Here is a 22023-nt window from a genome sequence, read left to right on the forward strand (position 1 = left end):
TTTCAGACCTGCGCCTGTTCGGCCCTTGCCCGTTGCAGGCGCTGGGTCGACATCGCAATCGTCACCGCCAGCACACCACACAAGCTGATGACCATGGCCATCGGCATCGCGGTGCCGTCGTGCAACACGCCGACCAACGACGCAGCCCCTGCCGCCACACCGAACTGAATGCAACCGAGCAACGCCGACGCACTGCCGGCCCGGGCGCCCTGCCCGCTCATGGCGCACGCCGAGGTATTGGGCAAAATGCAGCCCAGGCTGGCGATACAGATAAACAGTGGCACCAGCAAAGGCCACAAGGCCTCGGTGCGCAGCGCGGCAATACCCAGCAGCGTCAACGCGGCCGCCACATAGACCCACACCGTGCGCGACAGCAAAAACGCCGGGCCGCGCTTGGCCAGCAACCGCGCATTCAACTGCGCCACCAGGATAAAGCCGGCGGCGTTGGAACCGAACAGCCAGCCGTAATGCTCGGCAGGCACGCCGTAGAGTTTGATAAATACGAAGGGAGAGCCGGCGATGTAGGCAAACATCCCGGCAATCGAGATGCCGCCGGTCAAGGCATAGCCGAGGTATACGCGGTCCGACAACAGCGAGCCGTAGCGGCGCAACGAGCCAGACAACGGCTGGCGCGGCTGATCGGCCGGGAAAGTTTCCGGCAACCCGACTGCCACGGCAATCGCCGCCATTACGCTGAACAGCGACAGTGCCAGGAAGATCGATTGCCAGCCCCACACCCCGACCATCAACCCACCCGCCAAAGGTGCAAGGATCGGCGCCAGGCCGGTGACCAGCATCAATTGCGAATACACCTTGGCCGAGCCCACCGCATCGCACTTGTCACTGACCACCGCCCGGGAAATCACCATGCCCGCGCAACCGCCAAGGGCCTGCACGAAGCGCGCACCGATCAGCCATTCCAGGGACGGTGCGTAGGCACAGGCGAAGGACGCGAGGGTAAACAGGGTGACGCCGCTGAGCAGCGGTATACGCCGGCCAAAACGGTCGGCCAGCGGGCCGTAGATCAATTGGCCAATGGCCAGGCCGGCGAAGTACACCGCCAGGGTCAACTGGATATGTTTTTCATCGGTGGCAAAGGCCGTGGCCATCGCCGGAAAGCCCGGCAGGTAAAAATCGATCGCCAACGGCGCAAAGGCGCTCAAGGCGCCCAAAATCAGGATTATGCGAAGGTTCATCAGACACCCAAGTGAGTCGGCAGCTCGACAGTCTAGCCGCGCTTGGGTGCCGTGAACATTACGTTAGGTCGCTAACGATCAGAAAATCACGCCAGCTTGGCGGTGTAGCCCTCTTCGGTGATCAGTTGGATGACCTTATCCGAGGGCAAACTGCTTGCCACGCGCACTTCTTTGGCGCCCAAGTCAACTTCGACACTCGCTGCCGGGTCCTGGCTCTGTACCGCCTGGGTCACCGATCGAACGCAATGGCCGCAGGTCATTCCTTCAACATTGAATATTTGCATGACATGACTCCTTTGATGAGGTTGGGCACAGTTTGGAGCTTGCCACGATGGCAAGGTCAAGTTTCAAAAAAATCGGCCGGGCTGGTATTCGGAGGCGACGTCGGCCAAGCTTCAACTTTCCTCGCTGTGAACCACGGAGCATTCGCCATGCGCTGGTCATTTTTTGCCTTTGCCGGCCTGTTGAACTTGTCTGCCGCCGCGCCCCAGGCCCTCGCCGCTGAAGATTATGCAGTGCTGATCATTTCCCGCGAGCGCCTGGAGGTGCCGACCAATTGCGAGATCGGCCTGTATATCCAGGACCAGTTGGCCGGGCGCCTGTTCCAGGAACAGGCCACCTCGTTCAATCTGCCTGCGGGCGATGTATCGCTGCGTCTCAAGCTGCTACCGGGTCAGTCCCGAGGCTGCCTGCCCAGCCTGCTGGCGCCACCCGCGCAGAACATTACTTTGAAGGCTGGCGATGTACGCAAATTGCGTATCGCCCAAGGCCCGGACGGCATGTACCTCAAGCCGGCGGCATTGGAATACTGAAGACGCTTGACCTTCCCCACAGGTTAAGGTTGATCCTAATGGCAACTTTTCCTGGAGGACTGTCCCATGAATGGATCCACCACATTTGACCTGCCCATCGGCGGCATGACCTGCGCCAGCTGCGCCGGCCGCGTCGAACGCGCGCTGGGCAAGGTGCCGGGGGTACAGCGTGTCAGCGTCAACCTGGCCAACGAACGCGCCCATATCGAAGTGCTCGGCCAGATGGACGCCAGCGTACTGATTGCCGCAGTCGACAAGGCTGGCTACACCGCCACCCTGCCCCAAAGCGAAACCGCCACCGAGGCCGACCAGGCCCGACGCCTGCGCCGCGAGCGTTGGGCGCTGGTAGCGGGGATTATTTTGGCGTTGCCGCTGGTGCTGCCAATGCTGGTGGAACCCTTCGGCCTGCACTGGATGCTCCCCGCCTGGATACAGTTTGCCCTGGCCACGCCGGTGCAATTCATCCTCGGTGCGCGCTTCTATGTTGCCGCATGGAAAGCCGTACGCGCCGGCGCTGGCAATATGGACCTGCTGGTGGCTATCGGCACCAGCGCCGGCTACGGCCTGAGCATCTATGAATGGCTCACCGCCGCCCCAGGCGTGACGCCGCACCTGTACTTCGAAGCCTCAGCGGTAGTCATCGCCCTGGTGCTGCTGGGCAAATACCTGGAAAGCCGCGCCAAACGCCAGACCGCCAGCGCGATCCGCGCCCTGGAAGCCTTGCGTCCGGAACGGGCGATCCGCGTGCAGGATGGCCGCGAAGAAGACGTCGCGATCAATGCGTTGAAGCACGGTGACCTGGTGCTGGTCAAACCCGGCGAACGCTTCCCGGTGGACGGTGAAGTGGTGGAGGGCCAAAGCCATGCCGATGAGGCGCTGATCAGCGGTGAAAGCCTGCCGGTGCCGAAACAGCCAGGCGACCCGGTCACCGGTGGCGCCATCAACGGTGAAGGCCGTTTATTGGTGCGCACCCTGGCCCTGGGAGCCGAGAGCGTGCTGGCGCGCATCATTCGCCTGGTCGAAGACGCTCAGGCCGCCAAGGCGCCGATCCAGAAACTGGTAGATAAAGTCAGCCAGGTGTTTGTACCGGCGGTATTGGTCTTGGCGTTGATCACGGTGGTGGGCTGGTGGTGGTACGGGGCATCCCTGGAAACCGCAATCATCAATGCGGTTGCCGTGCTGGTGATCGCTTGCCCTTGCGCCCTGGGCCTGGCCACACCAACCGCAATCATGGCCGGCACCGGCGTTGCCGCGCGCCACGGCATTCTGATCAAGGATGCCGAAGCATTGGAGCGCGCCCATGCGGTCAGCGCCGTGGTGTTCGACAAGACCGGCACCCTCACCTCCGGCGCGCCGAAAATTGCGCACCTGGCGGCCGTGGATGGTAACGAAGCACTCTTGTTGCAACAGGCCGGCGCGTTGCAACGCGGCAGTGAACACCCATTGGCCAAGGCCGTGCTGGATGCGTGCCAGGAGAAAGGTCTGGACGTGGCCGACGTGAGCGCCAGCCAGTCCCTGACCGGACGCGGCATTGCCGGCACGCTGGACGGTCGGCCACTGGCGCTGGGTAATCGACGCTTGCTGGAAGAGACGGGCTTGGAGGCGGGCGAATTGGCTCAGCGCGCCAAGGATTGGGAAGCCGAAGGCCGCACCTTGTCCTGGCTGATCGAGCAAGGCACGCAGCCCCGCGTATTGGGCTTGTTCGCGTTTGGCGACACCCTCAAGCCCGGCGCGCTGGAAGCCGTGCAACAGCTCAAAGCACAACACATCAGCAGCCACCTGATTACCGGCGATAACCACGGCAGTGCCCGGGTCGTCGCAGAGGCCTTGGGTATCGACGATGTGCACGCAGAGGTACTGCCCGCCTACAAGGCGGCTGCCGTTGCCGAACTGAAAAAAACCGGCGTGGTGGCGATGGTCGGCGACGGTATCAACGACGCCCCGGCCCTGGCCGCGGCCGATATCGGCATCGCCATGGGTGGCGGTACCGACGTGGCCATGCATGCGGCCGGCATCACCCTAATGCGGGGCGACCCACGCCTGGTGCCGGCGGCCCTGGAGATCAGCCGCAAGACCTACGCGAAAATTCGCCAGAACTTGTTCTGGGCCTTTGTGTATAACTTGATCGGCATTCCCCTGGCCGCCTTCGGCCTGCTCAACCCGGTGCTGGCCGGAGCGGCGATGGCCTTGTCCAGCGTCAGCGTGGTGAGTAATGCACTGTTGTTGAAAACCTGGAAACCCAAGGACTTGGAGGATCAACGCCCATGAACATCGGCCAAGCCGCCCGCAACAGCGGGCTGAGCGCAAAGATGATTCGCTACTACGAATCCATCGGCCTGCTGAAAACGCCCCATCGCACTGACAGCGGCTATCGCGTGTATGGCCATGACGACCTGCACACCCTGACGTTTATCAAGCGCTCGCGGGACCTGGGATTTTCACTGGAAGAAGTCGGCAAGCTGCTGACCCTGTGGGAAGACCGCCAACGCGCCAGCGCCGACGTAAAAGCCTTGGCGCGCCAGCACATCGACGAGCTGAATCACAAGATTCGCGAATTGGGGCAACTGCGCGATACCTTGCAGGACCTGATGGAGCACTGCCAGGGCGATCATCGACCGGACTGCCCGATACTCAAGGAGTTGGCAGCGGGCAACTGCTGCGCCTGATGCTCTAACTGGCTACACGCAAATCCAAATGTGGGAGGGGGCTTGCTCCCGATGAGGGAGTGTCAGTCAACACATCTGTCGCTGACACACCGCCATCGGGAGCAAGCCCCCTCCCACATTTTGATCTTCATCTACCCGAAGATCACTGCATCCAAGGCGGCGGCGGTGGTTCGTCCGGCACTTTGCTCGGTGGCGCATCATCCGCCGCACGAATCGCCTGACGACGCTCTTCATCCAGCCGCGCCGCTTCGATCTCGCGGATCACACCGCCCACATCCGCCAGTTCTTCCGGTTCGTCGAACTCACCGGTCAATACACTGGCCGGGTGCAAGGTGCCGGCTTCGTACAGCGCCCACATTTCCTTGGCGTACTTGGTCTTCTTCAACTCCGGGGCAAAGCGCCCGAAGTAGGAAGCCATGTTGCCAACGTCGCGCTCCAACATGTTGAATGCATGGTTGTTGCCCGCCGCATCCACCGCCTGGGGCAGGTCGATGATCACCGGGCCCGTTGGCGTGAGCAGTACGTTGAACTCAGAAAGGTCGCCGTGCACCAGGCCGGTGCATAGCATCAGCACGATCTGGGAGATCAGGAAGGCGTGGTATTCACGCGCCTGATCAGGCTCCAGCACCACGTCGTTCAGGCGCGGCGCCGCATCGCCGTACTCGTCGGCCACCAGCTCCATCAGCAGCACGCCTTCAAGAAAGTCATACGGCTTGGGCACGCGAACGCCGGCACCGGCCAGGCGGAACAGCGCCGCAACTTCGGCGTTCTGCCAGGCGTCCTCGGTTTCTTTCTTGCCGAACTTGGAGCCCTTGGCCATGGCCCGGGCCTGGCGGCTGTTACGAACCTTACGGCCTTCCTGGTATTCGGCCGCCTGACGAAAACTTCGTTTGTTCGCCTCCTTGTAAACCTTGGCGCAACGCAATTCGTTGCCGCAGCGCACCACATAAACAGCTGCTTCTTTACCACTCATGAGTGGGCGCAGCACTTCGTCGACCAGACCGTCTTCGATCAGGGGTTCAATGCGTTTAGGAGTCTTCATCAGCTTTTATTGTGGGTCCTGTATTACCAAACACGCGTGTGGCACTCGTTATACGGCAATCGGCTCGCCGGTGGGAGAGGCTACCGACCTCTGACCACTGAAGAATGCATGCAATGGGCCAATTTTGTCGTTAATCAGCGTTCGATAATCGCCGTCACCCCTTGGCCGCCAGCAGCACAGATCGAAATCAGCCCGCGACCTTTGCCCGCCGCATCCAACAGTTTGGCGAGGTTGGCGACGATGCGCCCGCCGGTGGCGGCAAACGGATGGCCCGCCGCCAGGGAACTGCCCTTGACGTTGAGTCGACTGCGGTCGATGGACCCCAGGGGCGCATCCAGACCCAGGCGGGTCTTGCAATAGTCCGCATCTTCCCACGCCTTGAGCGTGCACAACACCTGGGCGGCGAAGGCTTCGTGAATCTCATAGTAATCAAAGTCCTGCAGGGTCAAGCCGTTGCGGGCCAGCAAGCGCGGCACCGCATACACCGGCGCCATCAACAGGCCCTCGGCACCGTTGACGAAATCCACCGCAGCCGCTTCGCCATCGCGCAGGTACGCCAGGATCGGCAGGCCACGCTCCTTGGCCCAGGCTTCACTGCCCAGCAGCACCAGGGAGGCGCCATCGGTGAGCGGCGTGGAGTTGCCGGCGGTGAGCGTGCCCTTTGCGCTGCGCTCGAAGGCCGGCTTGAGGCTGGCGAGTTTTTCCAGGGTCAGGTCGGGCCGCAGGTTGTTGTCGCGGGTCAGGCCAAGAAAGGGCGTGAGCAAGTCGTTGTGCCAGCCTTCGGCGTAGGACGCGGCCATTTTCTGATGACTCTCAAGCGCAAGCTGGTCCTGTTCGGCGCGGGGAATCTGCCAGGTCTGCGCCATCAGTTCGCAATGCTGGCCCATGGACAAGCCGGTGCGTGGTTCGCCATTGCGCGGCAGTTCCGGCTTGAGATGTTGGGGACGAAGTTGTAACAAGGTTTTTAGTTTATCCCCCATGGATTTACCGCGATTGGCTTGCAGCAAAAGCTTGCGCAAGCCTTCGTTCACCCCGATCGGTGCATCGGACGTGGTGTCTACGCCGCCGGCAATCCCACATTCGATCTGGCCCAGAGCAATTTTATTGGCCACCAGCAACGCCGCCTCCAACCCGGTGCCGCAGGCTTGCTGGATATCGTATGCAGGGGTTTGCGGCGACAGGCGCGAGCCGAGCACGCATTCGCGGGTCAGGTTGAAGTCTCGGGAGTGCTTGAGCACCGCGCCGGCGGCTACCTCGCCCACGCGCAGGCCGTGCAGGTTATAGCGCTCGATCAAGCCCTCCAGCGCGGCGGTCAGCATCGCCTGGTTGCTCGCCGTGGCGTAAGGGCCATTGGAACGGGCGAAAGGAATGCGATTACCGCCAATGATCGCTACACGGCGCAATTGAGTCATGGAAAGCTCCCTTGTGAAGGTGGGTGGAATCATCAAGCCTAGCCTAGGCTCAATCGAACGACTGCCACCCCAGGGTGGTCAACCTTTGAACCCCAGCCTTCGGAGAGCGTTCCATGTCTGACCGTTATATCGACTTCGCCAACTCAAGCCTCGGCCATCGCCTGGTCGCCGCCATTGGCCTGCCGTCGCCGGTACGCCTGGAACGCTGGCAGGCCGGACGACTGCGCCCGGTCGAGGGTGCACTGCTGCTCGGCGGGGGCTCGTTGACGACCCAGGTGCTGGCGTTTGCCAATCGACTCACCGACGCGGTTTACAGCTACGGCACCGAAGCCTCGACAGCAACCGCTTGGATTCCCGGGCACGGCCCCAAACTCAAGGCGGTGGTGTTCGACGCCAGCCACTTGCAGCACACCGACCAGCTCAAGCAACTGCGCGAGTTCTTCCAGCCGCTGCTGAAAAACCTTGATCACAGTGCCCACGTGGTGATCCTCGGCCGGGCGCCGGAAAGCCTCAGCGATCCGTTTGCTGCCAGCGCCCAGCATGCCCTGGAAGGTTTCAGCCGCTCCCTGGCCAAGGAGTTGCGCGGCGGCGGTGTGTTGCAATTGCTGTATGTGGGCGACGGCGCCGAGGACCAGCTGGAAGGTGCGCTGCGGTTTTTCCTGTCGCCGAAAAGCGCTTATATCTCGGGCCAGGTCATCCGCCTGACGGCCTGCGACACCCCGGTCGAGGACTGGACGCGCCCGCTCGCGGGGCGCACAGCCCTGGTCACCGGAGCCGCCCGTGGCATCGGTGCTTCCATCGCTGAAACCCTGGCCCGCGACGGTGCCGAGGTGATTCTGCTCGACGTGCCCCAGGCCAAGGCCGATCTCGAAGCCCTGGCTGCGCGCCTGAATGCGCGCACGGTGGTGCTGGATATCTGCGCCGAAGACGCCGCCAGCCAACTGGTTGAACACCTGCCCGACGGTCTCGATATCCTGGTACACAACGCCGGCATCACCCGCGATAAAACTCTGGCCAATATGACCCCGGAATACTGGGACGCCGTGCTGGCCGTCAACCTCAATGCCCCGCAGGTGCTGACCAAGGCCCTGCTCGACAGCGGCACCCTGCATGACAACGCACGCGTGGTGCTGCTGGCCTCCATCAGCGGCATTGCCGGTAATCGCGGGCAAACCAACTATGCCGCGAGCAAGGCCGGCTTGATCGGCCTGGCCCAGGCCTGGGCGCCCCTGTTGAAGGAACGCGGAATCAGCATCAATGCCGTGGCGCCGGGCTTTATCGAGACCCAGATGACCGCGCATATCCCGTTCGCCCTGCGTGAAGCCGGGCGTCGCATGAGTTCATTAGGCCAGGGTGGCTTGCCCCAGGACGTGGCCGAAGCGGTGGCCTGGCTCGGTCAACCGGGTTCTGGTGCGGTCAGCGGGCAGGCGCTGCGGGTATGCGGGCAAAGTCTTTTGGGAGCGTAAGCATGCAATGGCACACCTTAGACAGCTCGCCCTCTCTACTGCCGCTGTATTGGCGAGCGGCGCTCAAGCGCAAGATCACCGGCAGCACATTGCCTGAACACGGCTTGCGTTGCCGGGTCAGCGTCAACCCCAAGGCCGTCGCGGCTTACCGAAAGGTCTGCGGGTTTGCCGACGGCCCGATGCTACCGGCGACCTATCCGCATATCCTGGCGTTCGGCCTGCAGATGCAGTTGCTGACTGACAAGACGTTTGCGTTCCCCTTGCTGGGGCTGGTTCACCTGAGCAATCGCATCCGCATTCATCGCCCCTTGGGTGGCGTGGGCGACCTGAGCATCGGCGTCTATGCGCATAACCTGAAGCCCCACGCCAAAGGCGCGACCTTTGACATTGTGACCGTCGTCGAGGATGCGCTTGGGCTGCTCTGGGAGGCCGAAAGCCAAATGCTATGTCGCGGCGTGAAGCTTGAAGGCGAAGCCGTGGATAAAACCTTCCTGGCCCCTGGCCCGACCAGCGAGCTGACACGCTGGAAAGCGCCTGCCGATATCGGCCGCCGCTATGCCCGCGTGTCGGGCGATTACAACCCGATCCACCTCAGTGCGCCGACGGCCAAGTTATTCGGTTTTCCCCAGGCCATTGCCCATGGGCTGTGGAATAAGGCCCGCACGCTGGCAGCGTTGGGAGAACATCTGCCGGCTGCCAATATTGAGATCGAAGTCGAGTTCAAGAAGCCCGTGCGCCTGCCCAGTGAAGTGATATTGATGAGCAGCGCGGCCGGTTCCAGTGGCGAGTTGGCACTCAAAGGCGCGGGCGACATTCAGCATATGCTCGGCAAGTGGCAGCCGATCGCCTGAAACATACTGCTTAATTGTATATATACACCCAAAGTTATAGCGGACCTCACGAGGTCCGTTTTTTTATTCAACTCACTGATTTAAAACATTTAAGGCTTTATCAACCTATTCTCCATTACACCCTTCGTATTAGTCGTTAAGCCGACTAAGACCTTATGTATATAAATCGTTAATACCAAGTTGAGCGTTGCACGAAAGAGTACCTGGGTCTGTGATGACCACACGGACAAACCTATCGCTGCCCCAAGAAGTAACGAAGGTTTGAAACAACCAAGGTTGTACCAGGTGCAAGGAACTCAATCATGAAAACTCAAGTAGTGTTTTGGAAAGCAAGTACCGCTCTGGCCCTGATCATGGCGATGAGCCTCGGTGGCTGCAGCAGCGGTGGTGGCGGGCATAAATCCAGCGTGGCAGCGTCCTCACCGGATGCCGGAGCAGGTGCGGGCACAGGTAGCGGTGACGGTGGCACGGGTGGTGGCACGGGCGGAACTGGCGGTGGCACCGGCGGCACTGACGGCGGCACGGGCGGCACGGGCGGCGGCACCGGCGGCACTGACGGCGGCACGGGCGGCACTGGCGGTGGCACCGGCGGCACTGACGGCGGCACTGGCGGCACTGGCGGCACTGGCGGTGGCACTGGCGGCACTGACGGCGGGACAGGTGGTACGGGCGGCGGCACGGGTGGAACCGGCGGCACAGGTGGCGGTACTGGTGGGACCGGCGGAGGCACTGGCGGCACAGGTGGCGGCACCGGCGGAACGGGTGGTGGTACTGGCGGCGGAACTGGCTCGACAACCACCCCACTGATCACCGGCCAGATCGCTGGCACCCTCGGCACCACCGTAGGCAATGTAGGCGCAGCCGTGGGTGATCTTGGCTCGACCTTGAACGGTGTACCCGTCGTCGGCGTTACCGCTGGCGGCCTGGTGACCTCGGCAGGCACTGCTGTCACCAGTATCGGTACCGGCGTGACCACCGGCCTGGGCTCGCTGGGCACCAATAGCAACTCCCTGGGCATTACCGTGGCAGGCGTAGGTAATGGCGTCGCCGACCTGGGCGGCGGCCTCTCGACCACCGGCCAATCGCTGTCGACCACCCTCGGCGGTGTCCCTGTGGTCGGTGGCTTGACCGGCGGTGTCGGCGGTGCGGTCGGCGGCGTAGTCGATAAAGTCGGCACCACGGTGACCATGCTCGGCGATACCCTGAGCACCGCCAGCACCACTGGCCCGCTGGGTTCGCTGACCAACACCCTGGGTGGCAAAGTAGTGGTGCCTGTGGTGTCGCTGGTGGAAAACACCACCGGCAATCTGGGCACCGCAACCGGCCTGGGCACTCCCGTCAATGGCCTGCTGGATAAAGTCGGCTCGACGGTCACCAGCCTGGGTACCCAAGTCGCCAGCACTGGCGGCACCGGCAACCCTGTCACCAGCGTGGTCGGCAGCGTGCTGACCGGCGTCGGTGGCACACTCGATAAGTCCGGCGGTTATGTCGCACCAACGGGTGGCACTGCAGCCCCCGGCATACCGGAACTGGTGGGTGGCCTTGTGAGTAACGTGGGTACTGGCCTGAATGTGGGCAACACCAACGGCACCGTCAGTGCAGCCGGTGTAACCGGTGGCGCGCTGGGCAACACCATCGCCTCCGTAGGCACCGTGCTGGGTGGTACCGGCGTCGCCAACACCGGCGCCACGGCACCGGTCGCAGCAGTCGCAACCAATGTCGGCGCAGCCCTGAACCCCGTGACCTCCGGCGTCACTGCGCTGACGCAAAACATTGGTACCACCACTGGCGTTGGTGCTCCAGTCAACGGCCTGGTGACGCAAGTCGGCGGCGCTGTGAGCAGCCTGGGCACTAACCTCACCACAGCCAACGCCAACCCGGTCACCAACACCCTCGGCACCACCGTTACGGCGGTCGGCAACACCGTGAGCTCGGTGGGTGGCCTGGTCACCGGCGGCACTGGCGGCACCAGCGGTGGCCTGCTTGGCGGCCTGAACATCGGCGCCAGCACCACAACCACCGGTACTGCAACGACAACAACCGGCGGCACCACAACAACGGGCGGTCTTGGCGGTTTGTTGAACGGCCTGACCGGAAAATAGAATTGCACCTGGCCGATTAGACGGCCTCCCCTACAGCGCCTACGCTTGGTTGAGACGAGAGACCCTCATCAGTCTCTCGTCTTTTTTATGGGCGGCGACATAGGTGATGAACCGCCGCCCTGCCGAACCGCGTTCCAGAACCCGGCGGGCCCGAAGCGCTGCTGCAGTTGACCATGGAGTGTCCTATGCGCGTGTTGACACCGTTGTTATTGATGACCCTCAGTGCCTACGTACAGGCCGAGCCCCTTCCCAGCTTTCTGAACAGTAACGACACGATCCGCACCCTGCCGGTCCCCAACCTGCCCGCTGACGCTTACCGACCGGCCACCCCGCAAACCCAGGTGCCCGAGGCGCCGCCGACGGCCGGCCAGCCGCTGCTGATGGACACCAAGGTCACCATCCGCAAGCTGCAAATCGAAGGCGGGACGATCTATCCGCTCACCGAAACGGCCAAGGCCTACGCGCCATTGATTGGACGTGAGACCAACCTCGCGCAACTGATCGAAGCCACCCGTGGCATCACCCGCCGCTACCAGCAGGACGGCTACCTGCTGTCCTATGCGTTCCTGCCACAACAGAACTTCGAAAACGGCCTGGTCCGCGTAGTCCTTGTGGAGGGTTACATCAAGGATTACCAACAGACCGGCGACATCGGCTCGGTGTCGGCCTACGTCGACAAGCTGGCAAATAAACTCCTGGCCGAACGCCCCCTGACGCGCAAGACCTTCGAGCGCTATACCACCCTGATGAGCCGCATCCCGGGCCTCACCGTGCAAGCGCAAGTACCGCCGCCTGGCACCACCGATGGCGCCACGCACATGCAGATCCAGGCCAGCCGCAAGCCCTTCACCACCAGCATGAGCCTGGTGCAGAAAAGCCGTGGCGGCACCCAGGCGTTGCTCAGTGCCACCAGCAATTCGCAAACCTTCATGGGCGAGCAGCTCACCGTCAGCGGCCTGTTCCCGCCGGGTGAGGATAAAGAGCATTACTACCGCGTGGACTACAACCAGTTCATCAATGCCGAAGGCAGCCAGTTCGCACTGGCCGCCGAACGTTACCGCGCCGACCCCAATGCCAATGTGCAACTGGACGGCGGCTTCCAACTTAAGCCGCACCAGTCCGTGGACCGCTACTCCATTGGCCTGAGCCACCCACTGATTGCCTCGCCCACCGAGTCGCTGACCCTGGGTACGCGCCTGTACGCCGTGGACCAGACCACCCGCTACAAACTGGTGGGCTACCCGCTGCGTTTTGATATTGAATCGAACCTGCGTGCCCTGGCGTTTGAGGGTGATTGGCGCAAGGCTGATGCGCGGCAATTGCGCATTATCAGCGGAGGCTTGTACCGGGGTATCGACGGCTTGGGCGCCAAAGCCCGCAGTGACCTGGACGTGGCAAAGCCCGACCTCGACTTCTTCCGCCTGCGCCTGTCCGGGGTGCAAAGCAACAAGTTCTTCGATAACTGGCAAGGCGTGCTTTCAGGAGCCTTCTACTGGAGTAACGACACCCTGCCCGACAGCGAGCGCGCCACCTTCGGCGGGCAGAACTTCGGCCGCGGCTACCCCGATGACCAAGGCTCGGGCGACAAGGGCTGGGGCGCGGCCTACGAGGTCAACTACAGCTACAACCGCGCCGGTGACTGGGTAAAAGTCCTGCAACCCTATGTAGTGCTCGACCGCGCCAAGACCTGGTTCAACGAGCTGCCGGTGAAGGCCAGCGATATGTCATCGGCGGCCGTGGGCCTGCGCTTTGGCGACAACAAGTACTACAACATCGCCCTGGAAGCGGCCAAACCGATGTCGGACATAGCCCTGGACAGCTACAACCGGCGGCCGCGGTATACGTTGAGTTTCAGTTATCAGCTCTGACCCAGCCGATGCCTTAACTAAAAATGTGGGAGGGGGCTTGCCCCCGATGAGGGAATGCCAGCCAGCAAATCTGTGACTGACACACCGCCATCGGGGGCAAGCCCTCTCCCACATTTTTTTGGAACTGCGCGGGCCAACTACCGACGGGACTTCGGCAGAGGAAACAGGCTGTTGAGGGTATCGATCAAGCGCACCAGATAGATCGGCTTGCGAAACAGATCCAGCACCTGCAGACGCAGCATGTCACTGACATCATCCATCTCGGCATGGCCGGACATCACGATCACAGGCAAATGCGAGCGCGATGTGTGTTCGCGCAGGCGCTTGATCAAGGAAATCCCGCTTTCCTCGGGCATGCGCAAGTCAGTGATGACCAACGCTATATCAGGATGAAGTGTCAATTCTTGCAGGGCGAAAGTCACGGACGTGGAAGTGAAACAGACGAATCCCTCGTTTTCGAGGGATTCGGCTAACTCGACCAGCGCATCCTCCTCGTCGTCCACCAATAGGATTTGTTGGCGGGCTGACGACGGGGGGCTCATGGGCAGTACCTGATTAAAAAGATCATCGAAACGACAACCTACAGTACTTACGGTTATGTCGCTGCCGGCAGTGCATCGGACACCTTCTGGAAAACGCCTTTTATTTTATCGCCCAGCCCAGTACCGAACCCAATGATCACCAACGCAACTATCGCCACGATAATCACATACTCAATGGCTGATGCTCCGTCTCTGCGACGCAAGAATAACTGAGCATGAATGTAAAACTTCAAGAACAGATCAAGGATCATAAGACTTCTCCTTCATGCGCCACAAAGCGCCGTTACTGCTGGCCCGCACGATGATTGCCGTGTGCCACTAGAGCATTGTCAACAAAGTTGACACTCACAACTGTAAGAACGAATTAATCACAAAGTATTAGTCGCGGCGCTGCCGCCCCAAATCCGATTTTACGGGGGTCAGATTTAGCCTACAGATAATTTTTTCATACGGTAATGGCATTTCGTCCTAGCTGAGCTACCTTCAAATAGCCAAATCGTTAGTTGTTCATCACAGCTAAGTTGCGAAATTAACTCGTTTGTATTAACGGGCATAAGCAGTGCAACGGGATAGGGAGAGCCGTCATGAACAGTCGCATCAGCATGGTCCTGGCTGGCTTGCTGCTTGTCGCAGCTTTAATTGCAGGGTATTGGGGGCTGGTGCTGAGTCGTCCTCCGGAATCCGTAGTGGCCCCATCGCCGGAACCTGTCATTTCCGTTGAAAAAACCCTGACTGCCGTGGAAGACCAAACCCGCCAACCGGTGGTGGTACTGGTACACGCGGTGCCCGCTTTTGCCCCCCTTACCGCTGCCGACGTGGCCGTGGAAAAACTGCGCACCGTTCCGGCCGGCAGCCTGACCAGCCTCGACCAGGCCATCGGTCGCACGCCCTTGCGCGCCTTGGGCGCCGGCACCTGGCTAAACGATGAAAGCTTCACCGCCGGTGGGCCGCTGGCCCGCATGATCCGTGCAAATGAACGTGCGCTGGCGGTCGCCGTCGATGAGGTCATCGGTGCCGGTGGCCAACTGAGCCCCGGCGATTACGTCGACGTCTTGCTGTTCCTGCGCCAGGACAACGCCAATGCCGAGCAATCGGCGCAGGTGATCATTCCCGCGATTCGCCTGCTCAGCGTCGGCGACCAATTGGGGCTGGCCAACGACGGCACACCGGCAGTGCCCCCACCGGCCACTGCCGAAGAGCGCGCCCAGGCTGCACAACGGCGTACCGCTGCGCGCAGCGTTGTGCTGGCAGTGCCCGAACCGTTGCTGAGCCGGCTGATGCTCGCCTCCCAAGCCGGCACGCTACGCCTGGCCGTGCGCAGTGCCGACGAACAGTTGCTCAGCCGCTACTGGGCCGGCGAAAGCGACACGCCGGACAAAGTGCAAAGCGCCAACCGCGACCTCTACCAATTCACCCAACTGGCCCTCACCGGCCCGCCGAAAAAAATCGCCCCCACGGTTGCCGACACCGGCCAGCGTCGGGGCGTCGAAGTGATTCGTGGCGCTTCGGCGGCCCAACAAACCCCTGATTGAACAAGGATGCTTTGAATGAGCCCACGCTACGCTCAATTGGCCTTGACCTTGATGCTACCGTGCCTGCCCGTGGGCCTGGCGATGGCAGCACCTGGCAATTGCAGCACCTTGGGCCAGTTGCCCGCCGTGGTCGAGGTGGGCGAAGGCTTGCAAACCGAGCTGCAATCGCCGGTAGCGATCACGCGCCTGGCCATTGGTGACCCAAAGATCGCCGATGTGCGGGTCAATGGCGAGCGTAACTTCCTGTTGACCGGCGTCGGCAGCGGCGCCACCAGCCTGATGGTGTGGACCGGCTGCTCGACCGCGCCGCGCCAGAGCATGGTATTCGTCAAGGGCAAGGCTACCTCGGCGCTGACCAGCCAATCGTTGTCGCCTTCGGAAGACCCGACACTGCCCAGCCAGGTACAGACCGATATCCGCTTCGTCGAAGTCAGCCGCACCAAGCTCAAGGAGGCCAGCACCAAGATCCTCGGCATGGGCAAGAATTTCTTCCTCGGCAGCCCCGACCTGCTCTCCCCAGCGGAGAGCGTGTTCAAGCTGCCGGTGAGCGCTGACAGTTTCAACATCGGGTTTGGCGGTGGCCGGGTCAAGGCGTTGATCAACGCCCTGGAAAGCAGTGGCTTTGCCTACACCCTGGCGCGTCCGAGCCTGGTGGCCATGAGCGGCCAGAGCGCGACCTTCCTGGCTGGAGGTGAAGTGCCGATCCCGGTACCCAGTGCCGGCAGCGATACCATTTCCATCGAGTACAAGGAGTTCGGCATCCGCCTGACCCTGACGCCCACGGTGATCGATCACAACCGCATCGCCCTGAAAGTCGCACCGGAAGTCAGCGAGCTGGATTACAACAACGCGATCCAGATCGAGGGCATCCAGGTGCCCGCCCTGACCGTACGGCGCACCGACACCAGCGTGTCGCTGGCCGATGGCGAAAGCTTTGTCATCAGCGGCCTGATCAGCAGTACCAACCGTTCCACCATCGCCAAGCTCCCGGGCCTGGGCGATATCCCGATCATTGGCGCGTTTTTCCGCGACTCCAATATTCGCAGCGAGGAAAAAGAGCTGCTGATGATTGTCACCCCGCACCTGGTCCGGCCATTGGCGGCCAACGCACAGTTGCCGTCGTTGCCCGGGGAAAAACTGCGCAACTACGACCCGAACTGGTTCCGCCTGTTCTTTCTTGAAAACGGCAACTTCGACCGTCGCAGTGGACTTTCCCAATGAGCGATAACCTGGGCCAGACCTTCCTGGCAATCACCCGCAACAACACCGACCTGGAGTGGCTGCAGGGCGCGCTGGCCCCGCTTGGCCAAGTGATCAGCGTCGGCGGTGGCAGCCTGGATGAATTGCTGGCACTGGTGGACGTGACCTTCGCCAACCTGGTGTTCGTGGGCCTGGACCGCGAACACCTGGTGGCCCAGAGCGCACTGATCGAAGGCGCCCTGGAAGCCAAGCCGATGCTGGCCGTAGTCGCCCTCGGTGACGGCATGGACAACCAGTTGGTACTCAACGCGATGCGCGCCGGCGCCCGGGATTTTGTCGCCTATGGTTCACGCTCCAGCGAAGTGGCCGGGTTGGTGCGACGCATGAGCAAGCGCCTGCCGTCTACCGCGCCGAACGCCCACCTTGGTGGCCTGACGGTGCTATACGGCACCCAAGGCAATACCGACGGCGCCCTGATCGCCAGCCACTTGGCGATGGTGGTGCAAAAGAGCGGTCAGCAGACACTGCTGCTCGACCTCGGCCTGCCGCGGGGCGACAGCCTGGCGCTGCTGGGCCTGGAGAGTACCTTCAATTTCGGTGACGCCTTGCGCCACCTGCGCCGCCTTGACACCACACTGATCAACAGCGCCTTTACCAGCACCGACGAGGGCCTGCGCATTCTTGCGTATGCCGCCAGCGACGAGCCCCTGGAAATGACCAGCGCCGCCGAGCTGTACATGTTGCTCAGCGCCTTGCGCCAGCACTTCCAGCACATCGTGGTCAACCTCACCGGGCAGGCAGACAGCGAGCCGTTGCGCACCTTTGTCAGCCACTGCGACAAACTGCTGTGGTGCACCGACCAAGGCGTGCTCGACTGCCGGCGCAACCTCGCGGTGCTGAACCTGTGGCGCGAAAAAGGCATGAAGCTCGACCACGCCCGACTGCTGGTCGACCGCTATATCAAGGGTTGCGCGCCCGACACCGAAACCCTGGAAAAAAGCTTCGGCCTGGAGTGCATCGCGGTGCTGCCGCTTAGCCCTGAAGTGCGCCTGAATGCCAAGAACCAGGGGCAAAGTCTGTTCACCCTGGCCCCGCGCGAAGCCCTTACCCACACTTTGCGTCAGTTGGGCGAGCGCCTGGCAAAACGTTCCGAGGGCATGGAAAAACCGTCCACGCGCTGGTTCGAACGTCTACTGGGGTCAGGTCGATGAACGGTGAAAAGCTCTTCGGCGCCCCCACGCGTGGAGCCGCCGGGCGCAACGACCACGACAGCCTGAAAATGGTGCTGCACCGCTACATCATCGATGCCATCGAAGAGACCGGACAGAACCTGCTGGAAGGCTCGCGCCAATCCCTGGCGCAATTTGTCATCGACAAGGTGGCCGAGTACATCACGCGTATGCACCTGGCGATCTCGCGTTACGAGATGGAGCGCCTGGCCGAAGAAATCGTCGATGAGCTGACCGGCTTCGGCCCGCTGGAAGTGCTGCTGCGCGATGTGTCGGTCACCGAGATCCTGGTCAACGGCCCGCACCGGGTGTTTATCGAACGTGATGGTGTGCTGCACCAGAGCGACCTGCGCTTTATCGATGCGCACCATGTGGAGCGGGTGATGCAGCGTATCCTCGCGCCCCTCGGGCGGCGCCTGGATGAGTCGTCGCCGATGGTCGATGCGCGCCTGCCCGACGGCAGCCGGGTCAATGCGATCATCCCGCCGATCGCCTTGGACGGCCCCTGCCTGTCGATCCGTAAATTTCGCAAGGACATGCTCAAGAGCAGCGACCTGGTGGCGATGCAGACCATCGACCAGAGCATCTTCGAGTTTTTCCAGGAAGCGGTGGGCAAACGCTGCAATATCCTAATCAGCGGTGGTACCGGGACCGGCAAGACCACACTGCTGAATATTCTCAGCCAATTGATCAACCCCCACGAGCGCCTGGTCACCATCGAAGATGTGGCCGAATTGCAACTGGGCCACCCCCACGTCGTGCGCCTGGAAACCCGCCCACCCAATGCCGAAGGACATGGCGAGGTCAAGGCCAGCGACCTGATCCGCAACGCCCTGCGGATGCGCCCGGACCGCATCATCCTCGGCGAGATTCGCGGCGTCGAAGTACTCGACGTGATGACCGCCATGAACACCGGCCATGACGGTTCCATGAGCACCGTGCACGCCAACAACGCCCAGGACGCGCTGCTGCGCCTGGAAACCCTGGTGGGCCTGACCGGGCGCGTGGTGGCGGAAAAAACCCTGCGCCAGATGATCTGTGCCGCACTGGATGTGGTGATTCAGCTGACGCGCCTGCCCGATGGGCGCCGCTGCGTCAGCGAGGTGGTGGAAGTGGTCGGCGTGCGCGACGACGTGTATGTCACCAATACCCTGTTCCGCTTCGACCGCCGTGCCGGCTTTGGCTTCCTGCGCGAAGCGTTGCACCCGGCCGGCGACAAGCTGCGGCGCGAAACGCCATTGCCGTTGTAGGGAGGCGTCATGACCGGACTTATCCTGCTGCTTATCTGCGTTCTGCTGGTCAGCCTGTCCATCTGGCTGTTCCAGCGCGGGCTGCGCCAGGCCGGCACCGACCGCGTGCTGGAGCGCCTTGCCGAGGGCCAGCCCGCCCCTCAGGAATCGAACAACAGCTGGGTCGCCATGGAACGGATGTTCCAGCGCGCCGGCCTGGGCAAACCCACCGATCGCCTTGGGCTGTGGTTGAGCGGCTGGGCGGTGGCCATGGTGCTGGGCTACTTGCTGGCCGACTGGCTGGGCCTGCTTGCCATGCTGCTGGTGCCACCGTTGCTGTTGCGCTTGTACATCGCCTGGCGCTACCAACGGCGGGTGCAGCGCATGATCGAACAATTGCCGCAACTGCTCGACCACAGCGTGCGCAGCCTCAAGTCCGGACGCACCCTGGCCGATGCCGTGCTGGGTGCAATCGAAAGCACCGAGGCGCCCCTCAAGCAAGCGATGAGCCGCATCCAGCGCAATGTGCAAATGGGCGTGAGCCTGCCGGAGTCCGCCAGCGATTTTGCCGAGTTCTACGAGCGCGATGAGTTTCGTCTGTTTGCCCTGGGCCTGAAGGTCAACCACCGCTACGGCGGCAATGCCAGCGAGTTGCTGGAAAACCTGATCAAGATGATCCGCGAGCGCGAGCAGGGTGCCCGTCAACTCAAGGCCATGACCGGTGAAACACGCATGACCGCCTATGTATTGGCAGGATTGCCCATCGCCATGGTCGGCTACTTCCTGATGGTCAACCCGGGCTACCTGATGAGCATGTGGAATGACGGCACGGGGCGCTACCTGCTGCTCGGTGCGGTAGCGCTCGACATCACGGGCACCTTCGTCATGTGGCGCATGTTGCGGAGTATTTGAGATGGCCATCCTGATCAGCCTGATGCTGCTACTCGCCGCCGTCGTGTTGATCGCCGGCAACCTGCTGGAGCAACGCCGCCGCCAACGCATGGTCAACCAACGCCTGCAAGGCCAACTGGCCCGCGAAGACAAACTTGGCAGCCTGATGCGCCAATTGGGCGCCAGCGCGGTGGCACAGCGCTCGGTCAGCCTGGACAACGAAACACAGACCTTGCTCAACCGCGTCGGCTGGCGTAAGCCCAACCAGCGCTCCATGTTCGCCGCCTGCCAGGTCGGCGTGCCCATCGTGCTGCTGGGCCTGACCGTGCTCGGCCAGCAACTGCTGTTTGCCCATGCGGGCTCGCCGTGGATCGCACCGGCCATTGCCCTGGGGGTCGGTTACCTGTTGCCCAAGCGCGTGCTGGTCCTCAGCGCGAAATACCGCCAGGAACGCATCGCACGAGAGATCTCCACATTCATTCCGTTGCTGCGCATCCTGTTCGAATCCGGCATGGCGGTTGAACAGTCGCTGCGGGTGTTGAGTATCGACGCCCAGCGCCTGCTCCCGGACCTGACCCATGAACTGCGCCTGATTCTGGTACGGGTCGACTCGGGCCTGGAGTTGTCGGAGGAACTGGGCAAGACCGCGCGCCTGCTGGCCGTGGATGAGTTCACCGACACCTGCATCATTCTCCAGCAATTGATCCAGCAGGGTGGCGGTGCCATGAAGTCGCTGCTGGCGCTCAAGCAATTGCTCGATGACCGCCGCCTGACCCGCCTGCAGGAATACATTTCGAAGATGTCGGCGAAGATGTCCGTAGTGATGATGGTGTTCCTGTTTCCCGCCCTGCTGACTGTGCTTGGGGGGCCGGCCTTTATCGCCATCGCCCGGGCCTTGAATAACTTCTGAGGAGCCTGCCATGAAGCCACTGATTGTCGCCTTGAGCCTGCTGATGCTGGGCGGCTGTGCCAGCAATAGCCAGGTTCCATGGGCCGGATTGCTGCAGCCCGGCGGTTGCCCCAAGCCCAGCTCGGACCAGGAGCTTTCATTGAACCTGGCCGATGACATGGCCAACGAAGGCAAGCTGCACGCCAGCCTGGCCAACCTGCAGAACCTGCCCAATGCCCTGCCCCAGGTGCGCCAGCGCCAGGCCCGTGCCTATCGCTTGCTCGGGCGCAGCGAGGCCGAGCCGCTGTACCGCAGCCTGTTGGGCACCTGCCTGGCTGCCGATGGCGAGCACGGCCTGGGGCAATTGGCCTCGGCCAGGGGCGACAACGGCCAGGCCATGGCGCACCTGCAACGTGCTGCAAAGCTGACGCCCACCGACGAGAAAATCCGCAATGACCTGGGCGTGGTGTACCTCGATCAACTGCGCCTGGAAGACGCCCGTTTCGAATTCATGACCGCCATCGAGCTCAAGCAGAGCGATCAATTGGCGGCGTTGAACCTGGTGACCTTGCTGATTTATCAGGACAACTGGGAACAGGCCGCAAAAGTGGTCGGCCAACTCGGACTGAGCCCCGAGCAGGTCACCGAAGCCCAGGCGCGGGCACAACAACTCAAGGGTTCACGCACGGTACCGGTGCGTTCAGCCAAAGACCAGGTCGCGACGGTCAGCGACACGCTGCCGGTGCCTGTGAAATAGGGAGTCGATGATGAAAATCCATTACCTCGCTGGCCTCGCCGTGTTGGCACTGCCGCTCATGGCATCGGCCATCGAAGCCGGGCCATCTTCCCCACGGCAAGCGGAAACCGAAAACTGGATGGCGCTGCAGCTAAGCGGCCGCGCAGCCTCGGCCAACCCGCAGAAGACCACGCCGGCAGAACGCGAGCAGGCACTCAAGCGCTGGCTGGACAGCAACAAGCATCCGATCCCGGAGTTCTTTGATCAGAAGGTGGGTGGGTCGGCACAGGGCGGGAGCAAATAACCAAGCCTATATCCCACTGTAGGAGCGAGCTTGCTCGCGAAGAACCCCACGACACC

The 22023-nt window shown here is 62.2% G+C and carries 21 protein-coding genes; 15 read left to right on the plus strand and 6 right to left on the minus strand.

Going from position 1 to position 22023, the window contains the following annotated elements:
- Positions 1-2: 2 nt before the first annotated feature.
- Together NMB39_RS25485 and NMB39_RS25490 are read right to left on the minus strand one after the other, a co-directional pair.
- Entirely contained in the window at positions 3-1196 is a 1194-nt protein-coding gene (locus NMB39_RS25485) for a multidrug effflux MFS transporter (protein WP_464005888.1), read from the minus strand.
- Positions 1197-1282: 86 nt separating this feature from the next.
- Positions 1283-1480, minus strand: coding sequence for a heavy-metal-associated domain-containing protein (locus tag NMB39_RS25490; protein ID WP_057010836.1), 198 nt, complete (start codon positions 1478-1480; stop codon positions 1283-1285).
- A gap of 147 nt (positions 1481-1627) precedes the next feature.
- On the opposite strand from NMB39_RS25490, the gene NMB39_RS25495 reads away from it, so the two are divergent.
- The 3 genes from NMB39_RS25495 to cueR all read left to right on the plus strand — a co-directional run bounded on the left by NMB39_RS25495 (position 1628) and on the right by cueR (position 4674).
- Positions 1628-2008: a hypothetical protein gene (locus tag NMB39_RS25495; RefSeq protein WP_494339912.1), complete on the plus strand. Its 381-nt coding sequence runs from the start codon at positions 1628-1630 to the stop codon at positions 2006-2008.
- A gap of 66 nt (positions 2009-2074) precedes the next feature.
- Positions 2075-4276 (plus strand): heavy metal translocating P-type ATPase, encoded by a 2202-nt coding sequence (locus NMB39_RS25500; RefSeq protein ID WP_057025681.1) that lies wholly within the window; start codon positions 2075-2077, stop codon positions 4274-4276.
- Positions 4273-4674 (plus strand): Cu(I)-responsive transcriptional regulator, encoded by a 402-nt coding sequence (cueR, locus tag NMB39_RS25505; RefSeq protein ID WP_046070750.1) that lies wholly within the window; start codon positions 4273-4275, stop codon positions 4672-4674. Before NMB39_RS25500 ends, cueR begins: the two co-directional genes overlap by 4 nt.
- A gap of 142 nt (positions 4675-4816) precedes the next feature.
- Here cueR and NMB39_RS25510 read toward each other — a convergent pair whose 3' ends face one another.
- Together NMB39_RS25510 and NMB39_RS25515 are read right to left on the minus strand one after the other, a co-directional pair.
- Positions 4817-5716, minus strand: a complete 900-nt coding sequence (locus NMB39_RS25510) for a PA4780 family RIO1-like protein kinase (protein WP_005784460.1) — start codon at positions 5714-5716, stop codon at positions 4817-4819.
- A 134-nt stretch (positions 5717-5850) separates the two neighbouring features.
- A complete protein-coding gene (locus NMB39_RS25515) occupies positions 5851-7128 on the minus strand; it encodes an acetyl-CoA C-acetyltransferase (protein WP_494339911.1) in 1278 nt (425 codons plus the stop codon).
- 113 nt (positions 7129-7241) lie between these two features.
- On the opposite strand from NMB39_RS25515, the gene NMB39_RS25520 reads away from it, so the two are divergent.
- From NMB39_RS25520 to NMB39_RS25535, 4 genes are all read left to right on the plus strand, one after another.
- A complete protein-coding gene (locus NMB39_RS25520; RefSeq protein WP_494339910.1) occupies positions 7242-8594 on the plus strand; it encodes a 3-oxoacyl-ACP reductase in 1353 nt (450 codons plus the stop codon).
- A gap of 2 nt (positions 8595-8596) precedes the next feature.
- Complete coding sequence (locus NMB39_RS25525; RefSeq protein WP_494339909.1) at positions 8597-9445, plus strand: MaoC family dehydratase; 849 nt, start codon at positions 8597-8599, stop codon at positions 9443-9445.
- 302 nt (positions 9446-9747) lie between these two features.
- A complete protein-coding gene (locus NMB39_RS25530) occupies positions 9748-11547 on the plus strand; it encodes a collagen-like triple helix repeat-containing protein (protein WP_494339908.1) in 1800 nt (599 codons plus the stop codon).
- Between the two features lie 185 nt (positions 11548-11732).
- Positions 11733-13415, plus strand: a complete 1683-nt coding sequence (locus NMB39_RS25535; protein WP_057025685.1) for a ShlB/FhaC/HecB family hemolysin secretion/activation protein — start codon at positions 11733-11735, stop codon at positions 13413-13415.
- 137 nt (positions 13416-13552) lie between these two features.
- Here NMB39_RS25535 and NMB39_RS25540 read toward each other — a convergent pair whose 3' ends face one another.
- Together NMB39_RS25540 and NMB39_RS25545 are read right to left on the minus strand one after the other, a co-directional pair.
- Positions 13553-13957, minus strand: a complete 405-nt coding sequence (locus tag NMB39_RS25540) for a response regulator (RefSeq protein ID WP_046070745.1) — start codon at positions 13955-13957, stop codon at positions 13553-13555.
- A gap of 53 nt (positions 13958-14010) precedes the next feature.
- A complete protein-coding gene (locus NMB39_RS25545; RefSeq protein ID WP_003188231.1) occupies positions 14011-14208 on the minus strand; it encodes a Flp family type IVb pilin in 198 nt (65 codons plus the stop codon).
- 333 nt (positions 14209-14541) lie between these two features.
- Between NMB39_RS25545 and cpaB the strand changes: the two genes are divergently transcribed.
- The 8 genes from cpaB to NMB39_RS25585 are packed head-to-tail and all read left to right on the plus strand — an operon-like array spanning position 14542 to position 21967.
- A complete protein-coding gene (cpaB, locus tag NMB39_RS25550; RefSeq protein ID WP_124399208.1) occupies positions 14542-15489 on the plus strand; it encodes a Flp pilus assembly protein CpaB in 948 nt (315 codons plus the stop codon).
- A 15-nt stretch (positions 15490-15504) separates the two neighbouring features.
- A complete protein-coding gene (locus tag NMB39_RS25555; protein ID WP_198721394.1) occupies positions 15505-16710 on the plus strand; it encodes a type II and III secretion system protein family protein in 1206 nt (401 codons plus the stop codon).
- A complete protein-coding gene (locus NMB39_RS25560; protein ID WP_494339907.1) occupies positions 16707-17900 on the plus strand; it encodes a CpaE/TadZ family protein in 1194 nt (397 codons plus the stop codon). The genes NMB39_RS25555 and NMB39_RS25560 overlap by 4 nt, the downstream gene beginning before the upstream one ends.
- Positions 17897-19168 (plus strand): TadA family conjugal transfer-associated ATPase, encoded by a 1272-nt coding sequence (locus tag NMB39_RS25565; RefSeq protein WP_046070741.1) that lies wholly within the window; start codon positions 17897-17899, stop codon positions 19166-19168. The genes NMB39_RS25560 and NMB39_RS25565 overlap by 4 nt, the downstream gene beginning before the upstream one ends.
- A gap of 9 nt (positions 19169-19177) precedes the next feature.
- Positions 19178-20059, plus strand: a complete 882-nt coding sequence (locus tag NMB39_RS25570) for a type II secretion system F family protein (RefSeq protein WP_306956965.1) — start codon at positions 19178-19180, stop codon at positions 20057-20059.
- A gap of 1 nt (position 20060) precedes the next feature.
- Positions 20061-20948, plus strand: a complete 888-nt coding sequence (locus tag NMB39_RS25575; RefSeq protein WP_494339906.1) for a type II secretion system F family protein — start codon at positions 20061-20063, stop codon at positions 20946-20948.
- Between the two features lie 10 nt (positions 20949-20958).
- Complete coding sequence (locus NMB39_RS25580; RefSeq protein WP_494339905.1) at positions 20959-21684, plus strand: hypothetical protein; 726 nt, start codon at positions 20959-20961, stop codon at positions 21682-21684.
- A 10-nt stretch (positions 21685-21694) separates the two neighbouring features.
- Entirely contained in the window at positions 21695-21967 is a 273-nt protein-coding gene (locus tag NMB39_RS25585) for a DUF3613 domain-containing protein (RefSeq protein WP_043049496.1), read from the plus strand.
- Positions 21968-22023 lie beyond the last annotated feature (56 nt).

This window comes from Pseudomonas sp. FBCC-B545 (assembly GCF_059134095.1).